This is a genomic window from Rhodococcus sp. IEGM 1379, assembly GCF_030056815.1.
GTDB lineage: Bacteria > Actinomycetota > Actinomycetes > Mycobacteriales > Mycobacteriaceae > Rhodococcus_F.
Genome location: NZ_JASHKR010000026.1, coordinates 26,322 through 50,409, shown reverse-complemented (window position 1 = coordinate 50,409; position 24,088 = coordinate 26,322). Strand labels below are relative to the sequence as shown.

The following is a 24,088-nucleotide window of genomic DNA, read 5'->3' as shown; positions in this document are numbered from 1 at the left end:
CGGCTAGCCGTGATCGCGAAGTAGCAGCGTCGGGGTAATGCCGGCCAGTGCCTGGACATCGCGGGAGAGATGGGCCTGGTCGGCGTACCCGGTGCGCGCTGCGAGGGCAGATAGCGACGTGTTTTCGCGGCGGGCCAGTGTCAGCACATTCTGCAGACGCTGAACCTTCTGAATCATTTTGGGGGACAGTCCAACCGAAGCCGTAATTGTGCGTCGAAAATGCCGTTCGGAGATTCCGAGATCGGCAGTGATCTCGCGGATCGACGTGTTGGGCGCAGAAGTAAGAGCCGTGTAGCCGGTTATCGCGTGCGTATCTCGGTGTGCGCTCGGCAATAAGCCTTCGAGCATGCGAGCATCGACTCTTTCGGTTCGAAGGGCCTCCGCCAGCAAGCGGGACTGCTTGGAAGAGAGCACGTCGGCAAAGCTGATTTTGGAGTCCTTTACGCCGTCGGCCTCGGTCCCGAGGATGGATCGCAGCGACGGAGGATTGATCCGAATTCCCCACAACGTTGTACCTGGTGTGACCGTCACAAGATCTGCTGTCGTCGCCGGCCCGACCAGCCACGACTTGCCGGTGTTGTCGACAATAAAGTCGGCGCACAGGTCGGGGATGATTCGCTTGGGGGCATTGGTGGATTTGTGTGAGCTCATGCTCTTCCACAGGCAGTTGAACAATTCTGTGCCGCCTTCGATGGGTCGCTCGGCATAGCCATGGCCGGTTTGTTCAAGACTCGTCATGGCCGCACGACTACCGTCGGAGTTGAAGGTGCCCGTGGCAGTCATAGATTTATCGTCACACACCTGCCGAATACTTCTCGAACCGAAGCAGGAGAAATTACCGTGTCTGTGTCACCGCGACTAGACCTCGTCGGAATCGTCACCAACGACCTCGATCGTTCACTCGCGTTCTATCGGAGTTTGGGACTCGACATTCCCGAGACTCCGTCCGACGCGCCGCATGTCGAATTCACCTTCGACAACGGCTTACGCCTGGCGTGGGATGCACCCTCCACAATCGCCAGTTTCGATCCGGACTTCGTTGTCACCGATGGCCGTCATCCAGTGGCTTTGGCGTTCGACTTCGGTACTCCCGACGCCGTCGACGAGGCCTACGCGCGTATTACGGCTGAGTTTCCTGGCCACAGGGAACCATTCGACGCTGTGTGGGGGCAGCGTTACGCGGTACTTCTCGATCCGGACGGCAATACTGTCGACCTTTTTGCTGCGCTCTGATTGTGTAGGACGATCGCGTAACTGGTAGTGCAGTAACTGGTAGTGCAGTAACTGGCAGTGCATAGGCACATGCGTGTGGGCTTCGCATCGGCGAGATTTTGATGCGAAGCCTGATACGTCTGCAATTGTGGTGCAACACTTTTCAGGTGCGCAGCACCGGACCGGGCGGCAGGGTTGATCGCCGCGGCCACCGCTCCGGATCAACCCCCGCCGGAGGAATGAACCACGGCTTACGATCCGACCCCATCTTGATTTCCCACCGCCCCGCGAACCCGGCCTGACGGTGAATCAGAGTGTGATGCGCTCGGCACAGCAAGGTGAGGTTGTCCATCACCGTCAGCCCACCCTTCGACCACCCCTTGATGTGGTGCGCATCGCACCACGCCGGCACCGCATCACACGACGGAAACGCACACCCCTCGTCTCGGGCGATCAACGCCGTCCGCTGCGCCGCCGACACCACCCGTTTCAGCGGACTGACATCGAGCGGGGCACCATTCTCGTCGAGGAGCACCGTCGAGAGCATGCAGTCACACGCCAACATCCGGGTGCGGGTGATACTCAACGGACCCATCCACGGCATGTGCCCGACATCAAGATCGTCGAAGTCGTCGAAACCCCACACCGGTACATCCTCGACATCAGTCTCTTCGTCGGGAGAAGCCGAACTCGACGAAGCAGTCCGCGTGCTCGCGCACTCTCGATGCTCCGCAAGATCTTTCACAGACACATGCACATTCACATGCGGACGCTGACCACCATCGACCCCCGTCGCCGCATTATCGAGATACCGGCGAATCAACTCCGTCAACGCATCCGCCGTCCGCTTCGCAGCCGACCGCGCATCCGGTGTCCCGTCCGCCGCGGGCGTCGGCATCGACAACCCCGACAACGCGGAGAGAAGCATTTCGCCGGTCAACGCATCGAACTCACCTTTGATCACCACCCGACCGTTCAACGTCGGAGAAATACGTAGTTCGTTGCGATCGTCGTCTTCCCCCGCCGGGACGTCCTCGGATTCGAAGATCCGCTCGAGCACCGCGATGGCGTACCGCAGTTTCGTGGTGGTCGCTTCCACGCCGGAAGCTGCCGCGAGCAGGGTTGTGGTGCAGTGCGGCAGAGCGTGCTCCGGCATCCCTTTCGGTGGGGATTCGCAGAACGCGGTGATCAGCGCGGCATGATCGACGGTGAGGTCACCGGCATCGAACTGCGCCGCGATATCGGGGAAGGCTCGTAAGGCGACGCCGAGGGCGGCGATCTTGTTTCCGGCCGCGTTCTGCAGCATCGTATTCGCCGCCAGCCAGCGACCGACACCGCGGTAACACAGCACCTGCTCGTCCGGACGAAGTGCCAACTCGTCGACCGCGGCAACGCGGATCGCTTCCAGTCGAAGGATTTCCGCTGATGCGGTGATCGCGACGTCCCGCACATCGCACGGACGTAACCGCCACAGCATGCCACGCACATTCACAGCAGAACCAGCCACGACATCGGCAACTACGGTATCGATACTCATCGGATCCCCCCATCCTTACCCTGAATTGTATTCGAACATACATTCGAGTCAAGGGAAAGTTTGGGCGGAGATTCACTTGTCCGAAGGTGAATATTGTTGAACTACACATGCTTTTGCCGACGGCCGCGACAGTATCTGTCACGGCCGTCGGCATGGGATTCTGCAGATGTGGAAGCGGTTTACCGGGCGTTCAACGCGTCGAGGATTTGTCCCCGTGATTTCCCGAGTTCCGATCCCCAGTACGGCCACGAATGCGTTCCATTTGACGGGAAGCTGTAGGTTGCCGGGATTCCGAGGGAGTCCAATCGAAACTGGAATGCGCGCGTATTCATCAGGGCTAGTGCTTCGAGACCGATGGCGCTGCCCGTGTTCACGAAGTCGACGGGCGATCGCGGTCTGTCGAATTCTCCCGGCAAGCCACTTGCCGCGGAGACGTACAGCGAAAGCCCTCGCAGTTCAGGTGCAAAAACGAAGGGATCGTTGCGCAACCAAGCCGGACTCCATGGCGGTCCCCACATGGCGTCCACGTTGAATGACCCGGCGCTGATCATCGCGACACGGATTGCTTCACGCATTCCCGGAGCGGAGATGTTGAGGTAGCCGGAATACGATCCCGCGAACTTGAACTGGTCTCGGTGATAGGCAGCCAACGTCAACGCTGCGCTGCCGCCCATCGACAGGCCGAGGACACCGTTGTTGGTCCGGGAGACTCCGCGGGTTTCGAGATACGCGGGCAATTCTTCGGTCAAGAAGGTTTCCCATTTGTACGTGGTTGGTTGTCGGTTGAGGCTACTGGTGGAGTACCAATCGGAGTAGAAACTTGATTGGCCACCGACCGGCATCACCAGGGTGATGTTGTCATCGCGGAACAGATCGAAGGCGTTGGTTTCGAAACTCCAGGCGTTGCGATCGTTTCGGGCGCGTAGGCCGTCGAGCAGGTACAGTGCGGCATTGCCGCCGCGTGACGCCCATTGAATCTGTACCTTGATCGGACCCATCGTGGAGTCGACGAAGGCCTCTTCGTATCCGCCTGACTGAGCAGTTCGTGCTGGTGTTGCGGTGGCGACAGACGGCCCGACAAGACCGATCGCCAGTGGGAACGCCAGGGCGGCCGCCGCTGTTCCCAACCAGCGTCGTCTGGCAGATTTAGTTCCGTGTCGGACAAATCGCATATTCGTCACTCCGCCCCTTGGTGATCGATTGCAGAATTCCTGACCGTGCCCCCCGAGGCGCGGAATTCTTCAAAACACTAAGTGGTAGGTAACCTCGTCGACCGATCCGTTACTGCTTCGTGACTGAGGCAGTGAGGTGTTGGGCGAAGTGTCAGGAAGCAGAACCTCGGGGGGAGTCGAAATCGGTGAGCGGCCATCCAGCCTCAGTCAGCACAGCTGCCACACGTGCGATGTCACTGTCGGAGGCGCTCGCGCTTGTCACATCGGCGATCTGAGCACTGACTTCTTCCACCGAGATGATCTGATCGCTGGTCTCGTCACTCAGTTCAGCCAGTGCTGCACCGATCGCGATTTCACGTACCTGTGCGTCAGTAAGTTTTCTGCGAAGTAGCGCGACCAGCGGGATTCGGTCTTTTGGTGGGATTCCCTCGGGGTAGCCGGCTTGCAGCCATTCGAGGATCGACTGGGCCAACGACGAAGATGGTGCCATCACTGTTGTGTGGTTCCTTTCATCGTGGGAATGTGGCTGCGGGTCGCGGCAGTCGTACCGTCGGCGCTGTTCTTCAAGACATTCACGTCGATTCCTCTTTCACGCTTATCTACGGTGATGTGAGCGTCAGGCCCGGGAACCTCGGTGGGAACCAGTCCACCGTCCCAATCTGCGTTGACGTTGCCGGAATCGACGGGATCCCTGCGCGAGCGCAGGTACATCCAGATAGACAGGGCGATCAGCACAGCGAAGACGACCAGCACACCGGGTAGTCCGCCGACGATGTTCGCCAGACCCCAGCACAAGGCGCCGACGAGTGCTGCCGACGGCAGGGTGATCATCCACGCGAGCGCCATGCGCCTGGCGACGCCCCAACGAACTTCGGCGCCCTTACGTCCGAGGCCGGTGCCCAGGATGGAACCAGTCGCCACATGGGTGGTGGAGAGAGGGAGTCCGAGGTGGCTGGAGGTGAGAATGATTGCGGCTGAGGATGCTTCGGCTGCCATTCCTTGCGGTGCGGCAATTTCGACGAGCCCCTTGCCAAGTGTGCGGATGACGCGCCAACCGCCCAGATAAGTACCGGCCGCGATGGCCAGAGCGCAGGCCAACTTGACCCAGAACGGCATGTCGGCATCCGCTGAGATGGTGCCGTGGGCGACGAGAGCCAAGAAGATGACGCCCATTGTCTTCTGGGCGTCGTTGGTGCCGTGTGCGAGGGAAACCAGTGACGCCGAGCCGATTTGGCCGAGGCGGAAGCCTTTTTCTTTGGTTTCTTCGTGAATATTCGAAGTGATGCGATAGATCAACCAGGTTCCGGCCGTCGCAACAAAACCGGCGACGACGGGGGCGAGTAGCGCGGGGATGACGACCTTGCTGAGGACTCCGCTCCAAGCGACGCCGCTCATGCCCAGAGATGCGATTGCGGCGCCGATCAGGCCACCGAACAACGCATGTGAGGAGCTTGACGGGATGCCCAGCAACCACGTTGCCAGATTCCAGATGATTCCGCCGATCAGGCCGGCAAAGACGATGGTGAGAAGTGCTTGACCGCCCACGTTTCCAAGATTTACCACGCCCTTGGCCACAGTGGCGGCAACCTCGACCGAGAGGAATGCTCCGACCAGATTCAAAGAAGCGGACAGTGCTACCGCAATCTTGGGGCGCAGTGCGCCTGTCGCAATCGATGTGGCCATGGCATTGCCGGTGTCATGAAAACCGTTGGTGAAGTCGAATCCCAGTGCGGTGACGACGACGACGAGTAGAACGATCAGTTCCGCATTCACAATTACTGACTGTCCCTCATGGAGGGTCGGTAAACCGAGGTCAAGCAGGCTTGTTCCGTGGCAGTACCGGTAATCAGAACCCTAGGTTCACGTTCACTCGAGGAATACGCTCAGTCCATGTCACTCGGCGAAGAGAAAACCATCTCGGTCAGCACATTCCGGAAGAGCGGCGACGGCGTCGCGACACCCACTTGGGTCGTGCCGTTGTCCGACGGACGCATCTGATTCTGGACGTCCTCGAGTTCCGGCAAGGCCAAGCGGTTACGGAACGATCCTCGAGTGGCGATTGTCCCGTGCCATAACCGCGGAAAAGTCGTTCCCGGCGCACCGACCGTCGCCGGTACCGCGCAATTGGTTGCCGCGGGCCCGGAATTCGACGAGATTCAGAGCAAGGTCAAAGCGAAATATGGCGTGATGGTCCCGATCTCGAGATTCTTCAACACTCTGGGGCACATCGGCAAAGGGTCATTTCCGTACGGCGATACCGGAGTGGTCGTCACGGTCGAATCGTGAGCCGCAGGGATCGCATCCGGGCGGCCCGCAACGGCGTAGCGTGGACGTATGGGTCTCACGATCCGGCGTATGTGCCTGACGGTCCCACGAACACTTCACTGAGGAAAGTCTGTCATGGCGCACGCAATCACACTCGACTTCGCGATGGAGACGCCGCCACGTCCCGTGGGACAGCCCTTCCCATCTCCCACCAGAACACCACGATTCCTTCTTCGCGGTCAGGGCGCCGTGCAATCACAGGTTGACGGTGCATGGTTTCCGTGGACTTCCAATGTCACGTCGGAGTTACACGATTTGATATCCGCGCTCTCGTTGCGGCTTGGGCCGATTGCGCGAGTTGCGTTCGATTGGAACATGATCAGCAGCGAGCAACGGCGTATCGATGAGGGCGACGGACTCGAAGTGCGGGGGCCGTACCCTGGCCAGCCGTCGGATTTGATGCTCTTCGAAGACATCTTCGGTTGCCGACTCGCCTTGAAGATGATTCCGCCTACCACCGATCCGGACCATGCGTACCGAATCATGCGCAATCTGGTTGACCCTGCGTGCACCGACGCCTATCGGGTCGACTGAGGAGTCGACGACACCTTCCTGGAATTGCGTCCGGTGTAGGTCCCGGCATTTGCGGGAATATCTGCCGATGCTCGTCTCTACTCATGCCGATGTGGGCATCCATAGCGTCAGAGGCGGGAAGCCGGCGAGTACAGAGCTTCCGGATCTCCTTCAACGACACGAGAAACGAGCAGCGCCATGTCCGCACACGTAGCTTCTCTCCTCCAGGGTTCGAGGATTTTCGAGAACGAGTACGGCTCGATCTCGCAGGTCGACAAAGGATCACTGCCGATTCTGTCAGGCTTGTCGATCAAACGAATCAGTCTCGGCCCCGGCGCGATCCGGGAACCTCAATGGAACGTCGACGCCAACCAGATTGCCTATGTCACCGCTGGGACAGTGCTCGTCTCGATGCTGGGGACCGGAGACGAGTTCGCGGCCTTCGTGGTGAGAACGGGCCAGATGTATCACGTCGAGTCGGGCGCCATCTATCACATCGAAAACGTCGGGGACGGTGACGCGGAGATCATCGCGGCCTTGCGAACCGAGCGTCCGACGCACTTTTCACTTCAGAACAGCTTCAGCGCAATGACAAACGTGGTACTTGGCAATACCTACGATCTTGCCGCGTCGGCATTCGACGTTTTCGGCCGCAGCGATGCGAGTCAGATAGTCCCGAGAGCGGGCGACGCGCACATCCCCGAAACGGCAGGGTTGCCCAATGCTCACCTGTTCGACCTCGAAGGTCAGATCGCACCTCTCGCATATCCGTTCGGCCACGCGAAACTCGCTCGCAAGCAGTATTGGGCAGCGCTCGAGGATCTTTCGATGTATTCGCTGACCATCCGTGAGAGCGGGATGCGTGAGCCACATTGGCATCCGGTCACCGCCGAGATGGGATACGTGCACCGAGGCCGCGGGCGGATGACTGTTCTCGATCCCGACGGCTCCCTCGATACCTACCTCCTCGAACCGGGCCAGGTGTACTTCGTTCCCCGGGCGTATCCGCACCACATCGAGGTTCTCGGTGACGACGACATCAACTTTCTGATCTTCTTCGACCAGCCGACTCCCGGCGATATCGGCTACCGGGCAACAGCTTCCGCGTTTTCGCGGGGAGTGCTGGCGGCAGCGTTCGGCGTTCGGGAACAGCAATTGCCGCAATTTCCCTGGACTCCGATCGATCCGCTCATCGTCTCGCGGAACAATCCGGTCGACCCGCCAGAATAGAGCGGGCTGTCGGTACCTTCGGCAGAGCAGGTAAGAGCTACTTTTGCAAGGGTCTTGGATCAGTCCGGAAAAGTGAGTAATAGTAGAGATGCACCCTGCCTTGCGCTGCGCGAGGTGCGTCGGCTTTCAGCCGCAATCCGAGCCGGCGACGCTTTCTGCTGGAAGGAATGCCGTGTCCGATAACAGACCGCCCGGGCCAGAGGAAGAGTCCCGGGCCGGCGGCGACAGTGAAAACCCCGCGATCTCGTCTCCGACGCCTACGGCGCATCGTCCGATGACGAACCGCGACTGGTGGCCGAACCAGCCGGATCTATCGGTCCTGCATGGCAATTCAGCCAAATCGAATCCGATGGGCGCGGACTTCGACTACGCAGAAGAGTTCGCGAAGCTTGATGTCGAGGCGCTCAAGCGTGATGTCTTCGAGTTGATGACAACATCTCAGGAGTGGTGGCCTGCCGACTACGGCCATTACGGTGGCCTGTTCATCCGGATGAGTTGGCACGCTGCCGGGACTTACCGAATTGGGGACGGCCGAGGTGGTGGTGGCCAAGGCGCTCAGCGTTTCGCTCCGATCAACAGTTGGCCCGACAACGCGAGCCTCGACAAGGCTCGTCGACTGTTGTGGCCCGTCAAGCAGAAGTACGGCAGGAAAATTTCCTGGGCAGACCTCATCATCTTTGCGGGCAACTGCGCGTTGGAATCGATGGGGTTCAAGACCTTTGGTTTCGGTTTCGGTCGTGAGGACATCTGGGAGCCGGACGAGATTTTCTGGGGCCCGGAGGACACGTGGCTCGGTGACGAACGTTACCGCGGCGACCGTCAACTGGCCGGTCCACTCGGCGCCGTGCAAATGGGTTTGATCTACGTGAACCCCGAGGGGCCCAACGGTCAGCCGGATCCGGTCGCCGCAGCTATCGACATCCGCGAGACATTTGCTCGGATGGCGATGGACGACGTCGAGACAGCCGCGCTGATCGCCGGTGGCCACACCTTCGGCAAGACCCACGGTGCCGGCCCCGCCGACCTCGTCGGGCCAGAGCCGGAAGCTGCTCCGATCGAACAGCAAGGGCTGGGCTGGAAGAGTTCTTTCGGCACAGGTAAGGGCAAGGACGCGATCACCAGCGGCATCGAGGTTGTCTGGACGCCGACTCCGACGTCGTGGGACAACAGCTTCCTGGAAATCCTCTACGGCTACGACTGGGAGCTGACCAAGAGCCCCGCAGGTGCCTGGCAATGGGTGGCGAAAGACGGCGGTGGGGCGGGCACGATTCCCGACCCGTTCGACGCGTCGGCGCATCGTGCCCCGACGATGCTGACCACGGACCTCTCGTTGCGGCTGGACCCGATCTATGGACCGATCACGAGGCGCTGGCTCGATCACCCGGATGAACTCGCCGAGGCGTTCACCAAGGCCTGGTACAAATTGCTGCACCGCGACATGGGGCCTGTGACGCGATACCTCGGCCCGTGGGTTCCGGAACCGCAGCTGTGGCAGGACCCCGTCCCGGAAGTGGAACTCCCGTTGATCGGAGCCGAGGAGATCGCTGCCCTCAAACGCACGATTCTCGAATCCGGGCTGTCCATCTCGCAATTGGTGTCCACAGCGTGGGCGTCTGCGGCCAGTTTCCGTGGCACCGACAATCGTGGTGGTGCCAACGGGGCACGGATCCGGCTCGAGCCTCAGAAGGACTGGGAGGTCAACAACCCTGCAGTTCTGTCGGTAGTGCTGGCGACTCTCGAGGAGATTCAGGAGCAGTTCAATTCCGCTGGTGGAGCGAAGGTTTCACTGGCTGATCTGATCGTCCTGGCCGGAACTGCGGCTGTCGAGCAGGCAGCACAGCAGGCCGGTCAGGAAGTCTCTGTCGCGTTCACGCCGGGGCGTACCGACGCGTCGCAGGAGCAGACGGACGTGGAGTCGTTTGCCGTGCTCGAACCTCGGGCTGACGGATTCCGCAACTATCTGCGGCCGGGGGAGAAGGTGCCGGCGGAAAATCTGCTGGTCGACCGGGCCTACATGCTGACGTTGACGGCTCCCGAAATGACTGTCCTGGTGGGTGGTTTGCGCGCCCTGAACGCCAACTACGAGCACGCGGGTTACGGGGTCTTCACCGATCGGCCGGAAACGTTGACCAACGATTTCTTTGTCAATCTCCTGGACATGGGTACGGAGTGGAAGCCGTCGGCGTCGTCGGAAAACCTTTACGAGGGACGCGATCGCGCCACCGGTGATGCCAAGTACACCGCCACGGCGGTGGACCTCGTCTTCGGATCGAACTCGCAACTGCGCGCTCTTGCAGAGGTTTACGGCAGTGAGGATGCACAGCAGAAATTTGTCGAGGACTTTGCCGCAGCATGGACGAAGGTGATGAATCTCGATCGGTTCGATATCGCCTGAGCGTCTGCAATACTGCCTGGAAGTTGTACTCATTCCGATCACGGAGTGCGTACGGAATCAGGGGGCGCTGTGAGAGCCACATTGGCGATTTCTGTATTCGCATCGGCTGCGTTGCTTCTGACGGCTTGTGGGTCGGAATCTGTAGAAGGGTCTGCGAAAGCGGGGGAGAGCACACCAATCTCGACACCGACAGACACGACGCCGGACGTCTGCGCGGGCAAGTCGGACTGCATCGAGTTGGCTGTCGCCGACGTCGACGGAGATGGCATCGATGACGCGATCGGCCGAGTCGGTGACCAGATTGTGGTTCGGACCGCCAGCGGCGTCGACACTCAGGTGGCCGGCACCGCGTCGAAGACGTTGACGGACCCGGTTGTTCAGCGGGCTGGCGGGTTTGTCGGAGCCTGGGACATCGACGGAAGGCCAGGGGCCGAAGTTGTTATCGCAACCGTCGATCCCGGGGTTTCCGCGTCGTACAAGGTCTGGTCCTGGGAGGACTCGCACCTCGCGGTGATGTCCCCACCGGTATTGCTTCTCGGTGGAAGCCCGGTCGAATGGACGCTGTATCGAGGTGAAGGCAACGAAACGGCGGTGCGATGCACCGGTGACACATCTCGGCCCATCGAGGTCTGGGAATTCACGGCGCCGTACGGGGGATCCACTGCGCACCCGTCGATGACGGTGACGTCGTACAACTACGACGGTGCTAACGGTGGTCAGTTCGGTGACGGTTCCATGTTCGGTCAAGAGGAGACCTTCAATGCGGAACCGCAGAACCTCGGACACATGGCAGGATGGCCCTGGCTGTGTGGGGACAATGCCATCGATCCGGCAACCGTGGCGACCGTCAAATGCGGCACAACGCCCCAGAGTGCAGCAATTGCGGATGCGATCAGCCAGGTTCCAGCGGATTCCAGGATTCCGGGGATCGAGTGGACATTCTTGGGGGACAACAACTTTGACCCCTGCGCTGATCTGAGCTATGCCATGGCGGAAGCCAAAGGTGGCACAGGCAGTTCGCCGGAACACGTGATGTTCTTCCACCGCGGTAAGTACCTCGGAACCGCGACGTCCTGTGCGTTCGGATTCACGTCGGTGGTCGATTCCACCAGTGACAGCGCCACGGTTCAGTACAGGTGGCCGCGCGGAATGGACTCGAATGCACACCCTTCCGGTCTGGCGTCTGCGACTTTCGTCTGGGACGGCGAACACGTCGTCATGCAGAACGATCTGCCGGCGGAGTTACTGAAGGTGAGTGGCTGCCAGTAACAGCCACCCGCCTCAGATCAGTTGCGCGGCGCGTTCTGCCATCATCACGCAGCCGAGATAGGTGTTTCCCGCCGGCAACACCGGCATCGCGGAGGCGTCCACGACCCGCAGGCCCTCGACCCCGCGTACCCGGCAGCGCTCGTCCAGGACGGCGTTCGGGTCACCGTCTGCGCCCATCGCACAGGTGCCGCCCAGGTGCGCGTAGCTGATCTGGCCGCTGTTGATCAATCCGGCAGCGGCACCTTCGGAGGTCAGGTCCGTTGTCGGTTGGATTCTGGTGGCGCCGAGTTGGGCGAACGGGCCTGTTGATTCGAAAGCGGCGATGCGCCCCAGCACCCAGTCGAGGCGTTCGACGTCTCGCGCAGTCAGCTCCGGCATCGACACATCGGGTTCGTCATTGGGTTCGGTCGAGGAGATTCGAACCTGTCCGCGCCCGCCGACGTCGAAGAGGAACGGGACGATCGAGAAATGCGCGCCGTCGGCCGTCGGTTCGCCGATCGGCAGGTTCAGGACGTGGAAGTCGATGATGTCCGACTGAGGGGTTCGGCCAACCCACACCGGTTGGACCGGGCCACCGCGCAGCGGACTGCCGCCCGGATGGTGATAAACCAAGGGGACACCGAGGTGGTCCTGCAGGTTCGCCCCCACCCCGGGGATGTCGGCGACGACCGGGATGTCGAGGCTGTCCAGCAGGTCCTTCGGGCCGATTCCGGACCGCTGCAGGAGCGCCGGTGAACCAGTGGCTCCACAGCTGACGATGATCTCGCCGGCGGAGAGTTTCCGGCCGTCGGCGGTGATGACATGCGTCGCCCGTCCGTTCTCGACGACCACCCGGTTCACCGTGACACCTGTCTCGACGGTGAGGTTCGGTCGCGACCGAACCTCTTCGGTCAGGTACGCCCGACTCACGGTCAGCCGCTCGGCGCCGTCCGCGGACACCGTCAACGGGAAGATTCCGACGCCCGGGAGCTGCTCAGGGTCATTGACGTCGTCAACCCAGGGCACGTCGATTTCGCGCAGTCCGGCGAGGAAGGCCCGCTGGGATTCGGTCTGTTGCTCGGGTGTGGAGCGTCGTACGACGAGCGGACCGTCCGAGCCGTGAAGCTCCGATGCACCGCAGTCCAGGTCGTTCTCCATCGCGCGGAATGTCGCGAGGATGTCCGTCCAGCTCCAACCGTCGAGTCCACTGGCGGCCCACGCGTCGTAGTCGGCAGGCTGGCCGCGCATCGTTGCCAGATAGTTCACGGCTGAAGTCCCGCCCAAGACGCGCCCGCGCACCATGGGGACTGTAGCTTCGCCCTTCGCTCGCATGGGAAACCCTTGAGTGAAAGGGGTTCCGGCCCAGACGTTTCCCGCTGCAGACGGTTGTAGGACGGTGTCGTCGTACGCTGCGTCGTCCTGGCCCTGCTCGAGCAGCAGTACGCGTCGACCCGGGTCTTCAGAGAGTCGTGCGGCCAATACCGCGCCGCTTGTACCGCCGCCAACGACGATCACATCCATCTCCATTGCCACTCCCGTTCGACCCCGCGCGTATCAGGTGAATTTGTTCGACTCGGTAACAGTACGAACCAAACTGCGCGCGCGGGTCAGTTCCGAGATTCCTTCCAGTCACCGGGACGGGGCCGGTGGAATGCTCTGCTCGAAGTGAAATACGTTGTCGTGGTCGTACTTCGCCTTGATTGTGCGCAGTCGGTCGACGTTGGACCCCCAGTAGGCGGTCTGCCAGTCAGTCATGTCGGCATTGGGCACGTTGGTGTAGGCGCCATTGATGTAGGGCGCCAGCGCTTGGCTGAATTCGGCTATCCAGGCCTGGCACTTCGCAGTGAGCGGATCTTCCGGTGCGGGTGTCCCACCTCGGGTGCCCCAGCCTGCACCTGGCTCGGCGTAGAACAGTGCGTTGCGATGGGCAAAAGCTGAGCCGCCGGAAGGTTCACTGTCGATGACCGCTCCGCCGAGAGCATTGGTGAAGTAGTTACAGTCCGGCGAAGGGGCCGTCGACATGAACCCACAGATCAGGTTGATCGCTTCAATGGGGAATTGGTGGGAGACGAACTGCGAGAAGAACTTCCAGTTCGCAGGTTCCTCGGGGGTCGGTATCTGGAATCCGGCATAGGTGTCAGCCCAACTCGCGTTCGTCGTCGAGACGTCGGGATTTCCGATTGACAGGATCGGCTTCAGCATCCGGATCGCCTCGGCTTCCGACCCGGATGCGAGGACACCGACCAGCAGGATCTCGTCGTGGTGTATCTCGAGTTGGCTTGTCAGGCGGTTGTCGGCGAAGGGCGCGCAGTGCTGCCAAGCGTCGAAGACCCACGGGAGATTGCCTAGACCTGGCCACCTCGCCGTGACGTAGACGGTCCGCGCCAGGGGGTGAATCGTATAGGTCAACGAGGTGACGATTCCGAAGTTGCCGTTGCCAGCGCCGCGAAGCGCCCACAGCAGGTCCGAGTGGGTCTCCTCGTCGACGACGATTGTCTTGGCCCCGTCGACGTTTGACGTGACGACGACCTCGGCCGCAACCAAATTGTCGCACGCCATGCCGAAGTTGCGGGTGAGGAGTCCGAAGCCGCCGCCCAGGGTCGCGCCGCCCAAACTGACGGTTCCTTCGGTGCCGGTCGGCGCGGCGAAGCCAACGTTGCCGAGCAGGGCTACGGCTTCCGTCTGGTTGAGTCCCGCGCCGACGGTCGCGGTGTTCGATGCCGTGTCGATGGTTGCCGACTTCATTTCGCTGACGTCGATCACGATCCCGTCATCGACAGACGACCAACCCTCGAGGCAATGACCACCGCTGCGTACCCGAATCTGGATCTGATTCTGCCGCGCCCAGCCCACCGCGTTGACAACGTCCTGGGTTTCCCGCGCGAACACGATCACCCTCGGTGCGTGGTTGAAAAGCAGATTCCAGCAGGCGCGTGCATCGGGGTAGTCGGAGTTGTCCGGACGGACGATACGGCCGGTCAACTCGGCTGGTCGGTCTGTGGTGGTACTCATTCCGTCGTCTCGGGAATCGCGGGTGCAGCCGCGAATTCATCGACATCACCGGGTTCAGTATCGAGCACCTTGCGATTGAAGATCATCATGTACGCGAAATAGATTCCGCCGGCGACGATCAGGCCGACGACGATCAAGACAGGAACGGCCGCATCCCCGGGTGTCACGAGAACAAACACTACGAACACCACCCACATCAATGCAGCGACGGCGACCGGCAGTTCGAAGCGGCCCACGCTGAAGCCACCTTCTTTGCGCTCCAGTCGTTTCCGCACCGCCAAATAGAGGATCACTATCGCCCCGTAGATCAGTGCCGGCAAGATCGTCGACCCGATGATCAGCTGCAGCAGCGCTGAACCGGGTAGTGCGACCATCAGGACAACCCCGACGGCGAGGATCAGGATCGTCGCCGGAACCGGGGTCTGCGTCTTGGGATTGACTCGTCGCATCAACCGGTGCGCAGGAAACCGCTCGTCACGCGCCATTGCGAAGACTTGCCGCGAGCACGCTGCAATCACCACCATCCCGGCGCCGAACATTGCGAATGCCAGGCCCGCCAACAGGATTCGTTCTACAACCGGCCCGAGCTGACTTCGGATGATCGCGGCCACCGGCGAGCCGCTGTTGCTCACCGCCGGGACATCCTTGATCGCGATAGTAAGCGCGATCAGGAAAATCAGCCCTAAGACTCCCGCCGCGACGACCGAGGCCACGATCGCCCGGGGGACGCTGCGAAACGGATCCTTGGCTTCCTCAGCCAGATTCGCCGCTGAGTCGAAGCCGACCAGCGTTGTGAGCCCCATGATCATGCCGGCCATCAACCCGCCGCCGATGGCAAAATAGTTCGGGGAATCGACGGTGATCCCACGCGAAGTGAGGTTGCCGAGATCGCCGCTGCCCGTGAACACCATGACAACGGCCAATACAACGACCAGCACCACCACGATGGCCAACTCGATCCCCACTGCGCTGGAGGTGATCAGGCCGAGCAGTCGCGTCGAGGCGATCACCAGCACGGCCTGAACAACGAGAATGACCACCGTGATCAGCCGAGCGGTGCTCTCATTTTCCCGCATCCCTACCAGCGGCATGAACGCCTGGCTGGCCAGCGCGTTATCCAACGCGACTACCGCGATCGCCAGATACCAGAAGGTCAGCCAGCCGAACAGCCAGCCGATCTTCGGGCTCGCCAGCCGCGACGCCCATTGGTACGAGGACCCGCTGAGCGCGATGCGGGCTGCGAACTGAGCGACCACCAGTGCCACCAGTGCCTGACCGATCGCCGCCAATATCCATAGCCAGATACCCACCGGGCCGGCACTGGTCAGCACATTGTCATAGGTGGCGAAGATGCCGACCGCCACGGAGATGAATGCAAAAGAAACTGCGAACACCTGGAAGGAACCAAGAGTTCGCTTCAGTTCTGGTTCGTAGCCACAGTCCACGCACTCTTCATCTGCAGAATCGGTGTCCGGCGCATTCTCAGTGGTCATGTCCGACCTTCCGTGGCTGGCTATACCTTGAACACTTGCGAATGCAGTAACGAGAGTGAACGTGCCACACCGACATTGGTGGCCAACGCTCTGGGAATAGCCATTTCGAATGGGTCCGAAACCAGGCGCGGGACGCTAGATGCCGGTCTGTTCGACTCCGTACTGTGCCTGTGCGGTGGTGTAGCCCTCGTACTCCAGCTGCTCAATCAGGCCCTGTCGGGAGAAGGCGGAGTAGTCGAGGTAGTCCGCGGCAGCCTTTGCAGCCTGCTCATTCCAATCAGGCGCAACGTAGTCCACAGCGAAAGTTGCGTCCGCAGTCGAGTAGTCCTCGTACTCCAGCTGCTCAATCAGGCCCTGTCGGGAGAAGGCGGTGTAGGCGAGGTAGTCTTTCGCGGCGCGTACAGCGTTCTTTTGCCCACCCGTCATTCCGGGCTCCGGCCTTGCCGGTGCGGTGGTCTTAGGATTGGTCGTCGTAGTGGGTGCTTGCGTCACTGTTTCGATAGGTGCCACCGGTGCCTTCGAGGGCGGCGGGGCCTGAGTCGAAGTTGTCGCCTTCGTTGTGACCGGAGTCTTTTCTATCGCAGTGGGCTGTGTTGTGGTCGACTGGCTGCTCGATGCAACATCGGACGACTTATTGATAGAAGTAGCCACACCTAGAATGACGAAGAGCACCACCACGCCACCGGCGATCCACGGCCACTTTTTGCGTGTGGGTTTACCGGACTCCGGGTCGGCCTGCGGGTCCGACACGTGTTCGTATGGTGTCGACACGTGTTCGTATGGTGTCGGACTCGTCGGGGGTGGCTGAAGTGCCGCTGTCCACTGTTGTCCGTCCCACCACCGCAGTTGTCCGGAGCCTTCGGGGTCTGGGTGCCATCCGGCCGGTGTTGTCATGGTTTTCCTTACTTTGAGTGATTGCCCGTGAATTCTTGTGTCGACCGATCACGGGTAGGCGTGTCACGGATCCGCCGACGTGGGGCGGCTGTCCGTTTCATGTCGTAAGTACTACCAGGTTGGTCGGACAGGAAATACCGGCTGGTCTGAAACGGTTTCCCGTATGTGTAGCGCATGTGAATGCAGGCCTATCGGTGCGCGGCTACTGCCGGCACGGTTCATCGAGTAGAGCAGCTACGTCCAAGTTCTCCGGACACTGCATCGACTGCGCCGGAATCGACTGCACACCGGCACCTCTCACCCAGACGGTTCCGTTGCGATCGACCGTGACAGCGGGGTTGGTGGCAAAAATCGGTGTGCTCTTCACCGGTTCGAGAGTGCTCGCATCCAGCAAGGTCAAAAGCCAGAACTGGCGAGTGCGGTCGTAATCGACAGGGCCGGGTAGCGGCCACCATCCCGTTCGAGACGTCCCGTCCGGGGGTGACCGATGATCCACACGATGTCGCCGACCTGACTTCCACGGCGGACGTCACCTCCGAGTTGCTCCACCGCCCCGTAGGTCAGGTCGGGAAGTACCACCACTGCGACGTCGCCGCCGGTAGCGTTCGGTGACCAGCTGCACGCAGATGACCCGTCCACGCACATACGAAGATACCTCGCCCAACACTCCGTAAAACCGGCCTACCAGTTCGACGTTTCCGCTGAGTGGCCGAAAGCCTCGCCATGACGCTGTCCCACCGTCACCGCGCAGTACTCCGTTCCATTCTCACCGGCGAGGCGAATTGTGGCCGGTGTACTGAAGATTCGGATCGCGAGAACTTGCTTCCAGGAGCGCGCGGATCGTCACCGTGTCGGCTTCGGATGCGGGTCTTTCGACGAAGAGAAGCGGAAATTCGATCACCTCTCCCGACGTGCAGCGTGATCTCGCCGTCCTCGATCAGCACGACTACGCGTGCGATGTCGATCAGCACGACTACGCGTGCGGTGTCGATCAGCACGACTACGCGTGCGGTGTCGATCAGCACGACGACGCGTGCGGTGTCGATCAGCACGACTGCGCGGGCGGTGGCGCGTCATGCGCCTTTCGGCGGATTCATACCGACGACGGTACCAAGAACCCGTCTCAGCCAGCACATGTGGCGATGCACAGACAAGTCCACCCGCCCCGCAGATGCGGAACGGGTGGACTTGGAAACAGCGATGTCTGACTTACGTCAGGATGCGGATCACACGTCGTAGTAGAGCTCGAACTCGTACGGGTGCGGACGCAGGTTCACGGGAGCGATTTCCTGCTCACGCTTGATGGAGATCCAGGTCTCGATCAGGTCGGAGGTGAAGACCCCACCCTCGGTCAGGTACTCGTGATCGCGCTCGAGGTTGTTGATGACGGTCTCGAGGTTGGTCGGAGCCTGCGGGATGTTGCGCGCCTCCTCCGGGGGAAGCTCGTAGAGGTCCTTGTCGACCGGAGCCATCGGCTCGATCTTGTTCTTGATGCCGTCCAGGCCGGCCATCATCTGCGCCGCGAAGTTCAGGTACGGGTTACCGGACGCATCGGGTGCGCGGAACTCGAGACGCTTGGCCTTCGGGTTGTTGCCCGTGATCGGGATACGGACAGCTGCCGAACGGTTGCGCTGGCTGTACACGAGGTTGATGGGAGCTTCGTAGCCCGGCACCAAACGGTGGTAGGAGTTGATCGTCGGGTTGGTGAAGGCCAACAGAGACGGAGCGTGGTGCAGGATGCCGCCGATGTAGTGGCGAGCCATATCCGAGAGGCCTGCGTAGCCGGACTCGTCGTGGAAGAGGGGTTTGCCGTCCTTCCACAGGGACTGGTGGACGTGCATACCCGAGCCGTTGTCACCGAAGAGTGGCTTCGGCATGAAGGTGGCGGACTTGCCATGCTGCCAGCAGGTGTTCTTGACGATGTACTTGAACAGCTGCAGGTCGTCGGCGGCTGCGAGCAGGGTGTTGAACTTGTAGTTGATCTCCTGCTGACCGCCGGTGCCGACCTCGTGGTGGCCGCGCTCGAGCTCGAAGCCCGCGTTGGTCAGGTTGGTGGAGATTTCGTCGCGCAGGTCCACGTAGTGGTCGTACGGAGCGACGGGGAAGTACCCGCCCTTGGAGCGAACCTTGTAGCCGAGGTTGGGGGAGCCGTCGGGATTGGTCTCGGCGCCGGTGTTCCAGGAGCCGGAGACAGAATCCAGCTCGTAGAAAGCGGAGTTCATGCCGGAGTCGTAACGAACCGAGTCGAAGATGTAGAACTCGGCCTCGGCTCCGAAGAATGCGGTGTCCGCGATACCGGTGCTGAGCAAGTACTCCTCGGCCTTGCGGGCAACGTTTCGCGGGTCGCGGCTGTAGGACTCACGGGTGAACGGATCGTGGACGAAGAAGTTGATGTTGAGGGTCTTCGCCTTCCGGAAGGGGTCGATCTGGGCTGTGCTGATGTCGGGAAGCAACATCATGTCGGACTCGTGGATCGACTGGAAGCCGCGGACGGAGGAACCGTCGAACGCAAGGCCGTCCTCGAATACGTCCTGGTTGAAAGCAAACGCAGGGATGGAGAAGTGCTGCTGCACGCCCGGCAAATCGCTGAAGCGAATGTCGACGTACTCGATGTTCTCGTCCGCGATGTACTTGATGACCTCTTCGGCCGTGGTAAATGCCACGCTCGTGCTCCTTAAGTCGCTTCAACCAAGTGTATGAAAGTGTGAATCCGTCGAGCTAGACGGTAGGGAGCTGGTGTTGCCCGCTCGTCAACCCTTTGTTTCGCCAGTGTTACGCGTCGTAATGTCCTGGGGTTTTCCGAAAGTGGTGTGACCAGCTACACAGCAAAAACCCGGCAATCTGGACTACGGTGCTACGACGCCTATCCTGGACAGCATGGCACGTATCACCGGATCTTGGCTCTCTGGGCCCGAAGCAGCTTTGCCGAAGAACTCTGACGGTCGCGAGCAGGTCTACCGCGGCGAGTTGCTCGGCTTTCCGCAAGAGGGGCCGGGATCGCTGGTCGGCTCGGGGCGACGCTTGGCTGCACTCATGATCGATTGGCTGATGGCCGTCGGCGTTGCCACCCTGATTACCGGCGACTTCTTCGACGGCAAGACGTCCACCATCACGCTGATGGTGTGGTTCGCGGTAGGCGTCGTCACCGTCGGCCTTTTCAACTTCACGCCCGGCCAGTTCGTCATGGGCCTTCAGGTGGCGCGAATCGAAGGTCCCATCCGAGTCGGACTTGTGCGCGCCCTCGCTCGCCAGGCTCTGCTCGTCTTCGTGATTCCGGCGACCATCACGGACATCGACGGACGCGGAATGCAGGATCGTGCGACGGGTACTTTGCTGGTCCGCTCTCGCTGACCTCCACAACTATCAAAAAGACCCGGGTCCGATGCGGACCCGGGTCTTCTTGTTTGCAATGTCAGCGTCGACGGATCGTGCGCTGCATGCCCTTCATCTTCGCGCCGCCGGGCATCGGCCCCTTCGGCATCGCTGCACCGCCGCCGCGGGCGCTCAAAGCTGCGAGGCGGCCTTCGATGTTGTCCATGCGCTTGGTGTCGATGTTGCGCGGAAGCTTGGTCATGTAGCGCTGCAGCTGGGACAGCGGAACCTGACCTTCGTCGTTGCCGACGATGATGTCGTAGATCGGGGTGTCGCCGATGAGGCGCGCCGTTTTCTTCTTTTCCTGCGCGAGGAGAGCCTTGACGCGCTGGGGGGAACCTTCGGCGACCAGAATGACGCCCGGACGTCCGACGACGCGGTGAACAGCATCCAACTGGGTGGTTCCGGCGACAGCGTTGGTCACGCGCCACGCGCCCTGCATGTTGTCCAGAGCCCACGCAGCAGCACCGGCCTGACCTTCGGCCTTCTTGTACACGGACTTCTGGACGCGTCGACCGAAGATGATGAAAGCGCCGAGAATTCCGAGCACGATGCCGATCGGCAGCAAGAACCACTGAAGACCCCAGATGAGGCCGACCAGGAAGAACACCAGACCAGCGCCCACGAGGGCACCGATCATCAGCGGCAGAAGGAGCTTGTCGTCCTTGCGCTGCATCTGGAATGCCTGCCAGAGCTGGGTCCTGCGTTCCTTGGAAGCCTGCCTGCGAGCAGCCTTCGCTGCAGCCTTTGCTTCTTTGGTGGGTTTGCCCTTGCCTGATTTACTGCTGCCGGATTTGCTGCCGTTCGCCATGTAACCAGGATACGTCCATCACTGTGCACCTTTACTAACCGCCCGCGGTTAGTAAAGGTGCACAGCAAAATGGCGATCAGCGATTCAGGCGTGCCATCAGTGAGCTGGCTTCCTGCGAAGCCTCGCCGCCCTCGGTGAGGTGACGCTGGGCCTCGGGCAATTCGCGCCCGTGATGAGCCATGGCCTGCGCGTACAGACGACCAGCCCGGTACGACGAACGGACCAACGGACCGGCCATGACGCCGGCGAAGCCCATTTCCTCAGCGGCCTTGGAGTGCTCGACAAATTCTTCCGGCTTGACCCAACGCTCGACGGGATGGTGCCGCGGCGACGGACGCAGGTACTGGGTGATGGTGAGGATGTCGCAACCGGCGGCGTGCAGATCAGTCATCGCCTCGGTGACCTCTTCGGGAGTCTCACCCATACCGAGGATCAGGTTGGACTTGGTAACCAAGCCGTATTCGCGGGCAGCGGTGATGACATCGAGGCTGCGCTGGTACCGGAATGCCGGACGGATGCGCTTGAAGATGCGGGGGACCGTCTCGACATTGTGGGCGAGAACCTCGGGCCGGGAGGCGAAGACCTCGTCGAGAAGTTCAGGCTTTCCGTTGAAGTCCGGGATCAGGTTCTCGACGCCGGTGCCGGGGTTGAGTTCGTGGATCTTGCGGACCGTCTCGGCGTAGAGCCAGGCACCGCCGTCGGGTAGATCGTCGCGCGCGACACCGGTGATGGTGGAGTACCGAAGTCCCATCGCCTGAACGCTTTCCGCGACGCGACGAGGTTCGTCACGATCGAGGGCATCGGGCTTGCCGGTGTCGATCTGGCAGAAGTCGCAGCGGCGGGTGCACTGTTCGCCACCGATCAAGAAGGTGGCTTCGCGGTCTTCCCAGCATTCGTAGATGTTGGGGCAGCCCGCCTCCTCACAGACGGTGTGCAAACCTTCACGCTTGACCAGGCCCTTGAGCTCCGAGTACTCGGGGCCCATTTTTGCTCGGGTCTTGATCCAGTTCGGTTTGCGTTCGATGGGCGTTTCCGCGTTTCGGATCTCGAGGCGGAGCAGCTTACGTCCGTCAGGGGCGAGCGAAGCGACGGGGGGATTACCCGGGGCGATAGTCACGGGACTGATGGTACGCCCGCGTGCTCTTGTCGGCCGTTCCGGGGAAGGCCCTCAGCTGTACTGAACGGTAGTAAAAGTCGGGGTAACCGGGGCAGTGTCGAACGTGACGCGCTCGATGTCCCGCTGGCTGACGGGCAGGCTGCCGTCCAGTGCGGCGATGACCGCCTCGGTGACGGCCGGAGTGACCTCGTCGACGGTAACGTCACGCCCGAGTTCCTGGGACAGTGTCGTCACGCCGGCGTCTCGGATACCGCACGGAATGATGTTGTCGAAGCCGGTCAGGACCGAATTGCAGTTCAAGGCGAATCCGTGCAGAGCGACGCCCTGTTGGACGCGGACACCGATTGCGGAGACCTTGCGTTCCGGCTTCCACTGCCCGCCCGACAACTCTGCTGGCAGCCAGACGCCCGAGCGGCCGTCGATTCGTCCACAGGTCAGTCCCAGGTCAGTGCAGACCACGATCAAGGCTTCCTCGAGGCGGCGGACGTAGCGCACGACGTCGATGGGTTCAGCCAGTTTCACGATTGGGTAGCCGACCAGCTGGCCGGGGCCGTGCCACGTGATTTTTCCGCCGCGGTCGACGTCGATGACCGGGGTGCCGTCGACGGGGCGGTCTTCGGGTTCGGTGCGCCGCCCGGCCGTGTACACCGGCGGGTGTTCGAGCAGCAGCAGGGTGTCCTGGCCGATGTTGCCGGCACGTGCTGTGGCCAGCTCACGTTGGCGGTCCCACGCGACCGTGTAGTCGATCAATCCGAGACGTTCGACGGTGATCGGGAGTTGCGACAATCGGGCGGAGACGGCAGCGCTGCTCATGGCACTAGAGATTACGCCCGAACGTTATCTCAATGGATCGCGGCCGCTAGCGCTTCATCGATTGTGTTGTGGTGGAAGGTGAATCCCGCATTTTCGAGCGCCGACGGTATTGCTCGCTGGCCGCCGAGAATGCCATTTTTCGCGAATTCGCCGATCAATGCCTCGAGCGCGAATCCTGGCACGATCCACGGCGCTGGACGGTGCATGATCCGCGACATCGCGCCGTTGAACTGTGCATTCGTCACCGGTGCCGGCCCGGTCAGATTGACCGGACCCGAGAGGGTCGGATGAGTGAGGGCGAACTTGATTGCGTCGCATTCGTCTTCGAGGGAGATCCACGGCATGTACTGACGACCGTTACCCAGCCTGCCGCCGAGGCCCAGTGAGTAGATTCGGCGCAGGCGGCTGAGCATCCCGCCGTGCGGCGACATCACGACGCCCGAGCGTAGATTGACCACTCGCGTTCCGCTCTTGAGGGCAGGTTCCGTGGCAAGTTCCCAATCGCGGCACGTCGTAGCCAGAAAATCGGTACCCGCGGGGGATTCCTCGTCGACAATGCGGTCGCCGGTGTCGCCGTAATAACCGACCGCGCTCGCGTTGGCGAGCACCGGAATGCGCGCACTCGCGACGGCCTCAGCCAGGAAGTCCGTCGTGCTGATGCGACTGTCACGGATTTCCTGCTTGTACGAACCGGACCACCGCTTGTCGCCGATCCCGACTCCACACAGATTTACGACGGCATCAGCGCCACGTAGCACGGACGTATCCAGGCGGTCTCGATTCGGATCCCAGCGGGACTCGTCGGGGCCTGTAGTCGGCCGACGCACCAGACGCACGACGTCGTGATTGTCGGAGCGCAAAGACGACACCAATGCCGTTCCGATCAGACCGGACGAACCGGCGATGACTACTCGCATACCGTAGTGCCTCCTTCGATGAGGTTG

Annotated in this window: 24 protein-coding genes; 7 read left to right on the top strand and 17 right to left on the bottom strand. The window is 61.4% G+C overall.

Annotation, left to right across the window (positions count from 1 at the left end; genetic code table 11):
* Window positions 1-3: 3 nt before the first annotated feature.
* The gene (locus QM600_RS16065) at window positions 4-783 is read right to left on the bottom strand and encodes a helix-turn-helix domain-containing protein (RefSeq protein ID WP_283262484.1); all 780 of its coding nucleotides are present in this window, start codon (window positions 781-783) and stop codon (window positions 4-6) included.
* A 57-nt stretch (window positions 784-840) separates the two neighbouring features.
* Here QM600_RS16065 and QM600_RS16060 point away from each other — a divergent pair, with 57 nt between their 5' ends.
* Window positions 841-1,233 carry a VOC family protein gene (locus QM600_RS16060; RefSeq protein ID WP_283262483.1) on the top strand — a complete coding sequence of 131 codons (393 nt, stop codon included), beginning with the start codon at window positions 841-843 and terminating at the stop codon, window positions 1,231-1,233.
* Between the two features lie 142 nt (window positions 1,234-1,375).
* On the opposite strand, the gene QM600_RS16055 is transcribed toward QM600_RS16060, so the two are convergent.
* From QM600_RS16055 to QM600_RS16040, 4 genes are all read right to left on the bottom strand, one after another.
* Window positions 1,376-2,743, bottom strand: coding sequence for an HNH endonuclease signature motif containing protein (locus tag QM600_RS16055; protein WP_283262502.1), 1,368 nt, complete (start codon window positions 2,741-2,743; stop codon window positions 1,376-1,378).
* Between the two features lie 185 nt (window positions 2,744-2,928).
* A complete protein-coding gene (locus QM600_RS16050; RefSeq protein WP_283262482.1) occupies window positions 2,929-3,921 on the bottom strand; it encodes an alpha/beta hydrolase in 993 nt (330 codons plus the stop codon).
* A gap of 151 nt (window positions 3,922-4,072) precedes the next feature.
* Window positions 4,073-4,411, bottom strand: coding sequence for a DUF3349 domain-containing protein (locus tag QM600_RS16045; RefSeq protein WP_283262501.1), 339 nt, complete (start codon window positions 4,409-4,411; stop codon window positions 4,073-4,075).
* Complete coding sequence (locus tag QM600_RS16040) at window positions 4,411-5,694, bottom strand: inorganic phosphate transporter (RefSeq protein WP_283262481.1); 1,284 nt, start codon at window positions 5,692-5,694, stop codon at window positions 4,411-4,413. Before QM600_RS16040 ends, QM600_RS16045 begins: the two co-directional genes overlap by 1 nt.
* Window positions 5,695-5,973: 279 nt before the next feature.
* Here QM600_RS16040 and QM600_RS16035 point away from each other — a divergent pair, with 279 nt between their 5' ends.
* The 5 genes from QM600_RS16035 to QM600_RS16015 all read left to right on the top strand — a co-directional run bounded on the left by QM600_RS16035 (window position 5,974) and on the right by QM600_RS16015 (window position 11,653).
* A complete protein-coding gene (locus QM600_RS16035) occupies window positions 5,974-6,207 on the top strand; it encodes a F420-dependent protein (RefSeq protein ID WP_283262480.1) in 234 nt (77 codons plus the stop codon).
* Window positions 6,208-6,321: 114 nt separating this feature from the next.
* Entirely contained in the window at window positions 6,322-6,780 is a 459-nt protein-coding gene (locus QM600_RS16030; RefSeq protein ID WP_283262479.1) for a DUF5994 family protein, read from the top strand.
* Window positions 6,781-6,957: 177 nt separating this feature from the next.
* On the top strand, window positions 6,958-7,989 hold the full coding sequence (locus QM600_RS16025) for a cupin domain-containing protein (RefSeq protein ID WP_283262478.1): 1,032 nt from the start codon (window positions 6,958-6,960) through the stop codon (window positions 7,987-7,989).
* 172 nt (window positions 7,990-8,161) lie between these two features.
* Window positions 8,162-10,384 (top strand): catalase/peroxidase HPI, encoded by a 2,223-nt coding sequence (katG, locus tag QM600_RS16020; RefSeq protein WP_283262477.1) that lies wholly within the window; start codon window positions 8,162-8,164, stop codon window positions 10,382-10,384.
* 69 nt (window positions 10,385-10,453) lie between these two features.
* Window positions 10,454-11,653 (top strand): LppP/LprE family lipoprotein, encoded by a 1,200-nt coding sequence (locus QM600_RS16015; protein ID WP_283262475.1) that lies wholly within the window; start codon window positions 10,454-10,456, stop codon window positions 11,651-11,653.
* 12 nt (window positions 11,654-11,665) lie between these two features.
* Here the strand turns inward: QM600_RS16015 and QM600_RS16010 are convergent, their stop codons facing one another.
* The 8 genes from QM600_RS16010 to glnA all read right to left on the bottom strand — a co-directional run bounded on the left by QM600_RS16010 (window position 11,666) and on the right by glnA (window position 19,694).
* A complete protein-coding gene (locus QM600_RS16010; RefSeq protein ID WP_283262474.1) occupies window positions 11,666-13,159 on the bottom strand; it encodes a GMC family oxidoreductase in 1,494 nt (497 codons plus the stop codon).
* Between the two features lie 102 nt (window positions 13,160-13,261).
* Entirely contained in the window at window positions 13,262-14,644 is a 1,383-nt protein-coding gene (locus QM600_RS16005; RefSeq protein WP_283262473.1) for an FAD-binding oxidoreductase, read from the bottom strand.
* On the bottom strand, window positions 14,641-16,137 hold the full coding sequence (locus QM600_RS16000) for an APC family permease (protein WP_283262472.1): 1,497 nt from the start codon (window positions 16,135-16,137) through the stop codon (window positions 14,641-14,643). The genes QM600_RS16005 and QM600_RS16000 overlap by 4 nt, the downstream gene beginning before the upstream one ends.
* A gap of 135 nt (window positions 16,138-16,272) precedes the next feature.
* Window positions 16,273-17,031, bottom strand: coding sequence for an Ltp family lipoprotein (locus QM600_RS15995; RefSeq protein ID WP_283262471.1), 759 nt, complete (start codon window positions 17,029-17,031; stop codon window positions 16,273-16,275).
* Window positions 17,032-17,233: 202 nt separating this feature from the next.
* Window positions 17,234-17,398, bottom strand: coding sequence for a hypothetical protein (locus QM600_RS15990; protein ID WP_283262470.1), 165 nt, complete (start codon window positions 17,396-17,398; stop codon window positions 17,234-17,236).
* A gap of 29 nt (window positions 17,399-17,427) precedes the next feature.
* Complete coding sequence (locus tag QM600_RS15985) at window positions 17,428-17,670, bottom strand: hypothetical protein (protein WP_283262469.1); 243 nt, start codon at window positions 17,668-17,670, stop codon at window positions 17,428-17,430.
* 101 nt (window positions 17,671-17,771) lie between these two features.
* Window positions 17,772-18,083 (bottom strand): hypothetical protein, encoded by a 312-nt coding sequence (locus QM600_RS15980; protein WP_283262468.1) that lies wholly within the window; start codon window positions 18,081-18,083, stop codon window positions 17,772-17,774.
* Window positions 18,084-18,257: 174 nt separating this feature from the next.
* Window positions 18,258-19,694, bottom strand: coding sequence for a type I glutamate--ammonia ligase (glnA, locus tag QM600_RS15975; RefSeq protein ID WP_283262467.1), 1,437 nt, complete (start codon window positions 19,692-19,694; stop codon window positions 18,258-18,260).
* Window positions 19,695-19,908: 214 nt separating this feature from the next.
* On the opposite strand from glnA, the gene QM600_RS15970 reads away from it, so the two are divergent.
* Window positions 19,909-20,382, top strand: a complete 474-nt coding sequence (locus QM600_RS15970; RefSeq protein WP_283262466.1) for an RDD family protein — start codon at window positions 19,909-19,911, stop codon at window positions 20,380-20,382.
* 61 nt (window positions 20,383-20,443) lie between these two features.
* On the opposite strand, the gene QM600_RS15965 is transcribed toward QM600_RS15970, so the two are convergent.
* The 4 genes from QM600_RS15965 to QM600_RS15950 all read right to left on the bottom strand — a co-directional run bounded on the left by QM600_RS15965 (window position 20,444) and on the right by QM600_RS15950 (window position 24,061).
* The gene (locus tag QM600_RS15965; protein ID WP_283262465.1) at window positions 20,444-21,214 is read right to left on the bottom strand and encodes a DUF4191 domain-containing protein; all 771 of its coding nucleotides are present in this window, start codon (window positions 21,212-21,214) and stop codon (window positions 20,444-20,446) included.
* 76 nt (window positions 21,215-21,290) lie between these two features.
* Window positions 21,291-22,331, bottom strand: a complete 1,041-nt coding sequence (lipA, locus tag QM600_RS15960) for a lipoyl synthase (protein ID WP_283262464.1) — start codon at window positions 22,329-22,331, stop codon at window positions 21,291-21,293.
* Between the two features lie 51 nt (window positions 22,332-22,382).
* The gene (gene lipB, locus QM600_RS15955; protein ID WP_283262463.1) at window positions 22,383-23,144 is read right to left on the bottom strand and encodes a lipoyl(octanoyl) transferase LipB; all 762 of its coding nucleotides are present in this window, start codon (window positions 23,142-23,144) and stop codon (window positions 22,383-22,385) included.
* A 29-nt stretch (window positions 23,145-23,173) separates the two neighbouring features.
* Window positions 23,174-24,061 carry a TIGR01777 family oxidoreductase gene (locus QM600_RS15950; protein WP_283262462.1) on the bottom strand — a complete coding sequence of 296 codons (888 nt, stop codon included), beginning with the start codon at window positions 24,059-24,061 and terminating at the stop codon, window positions 23,174-23,176.
* Window positions 24,062-24,088: the final 27 nt, after the last annotated feature.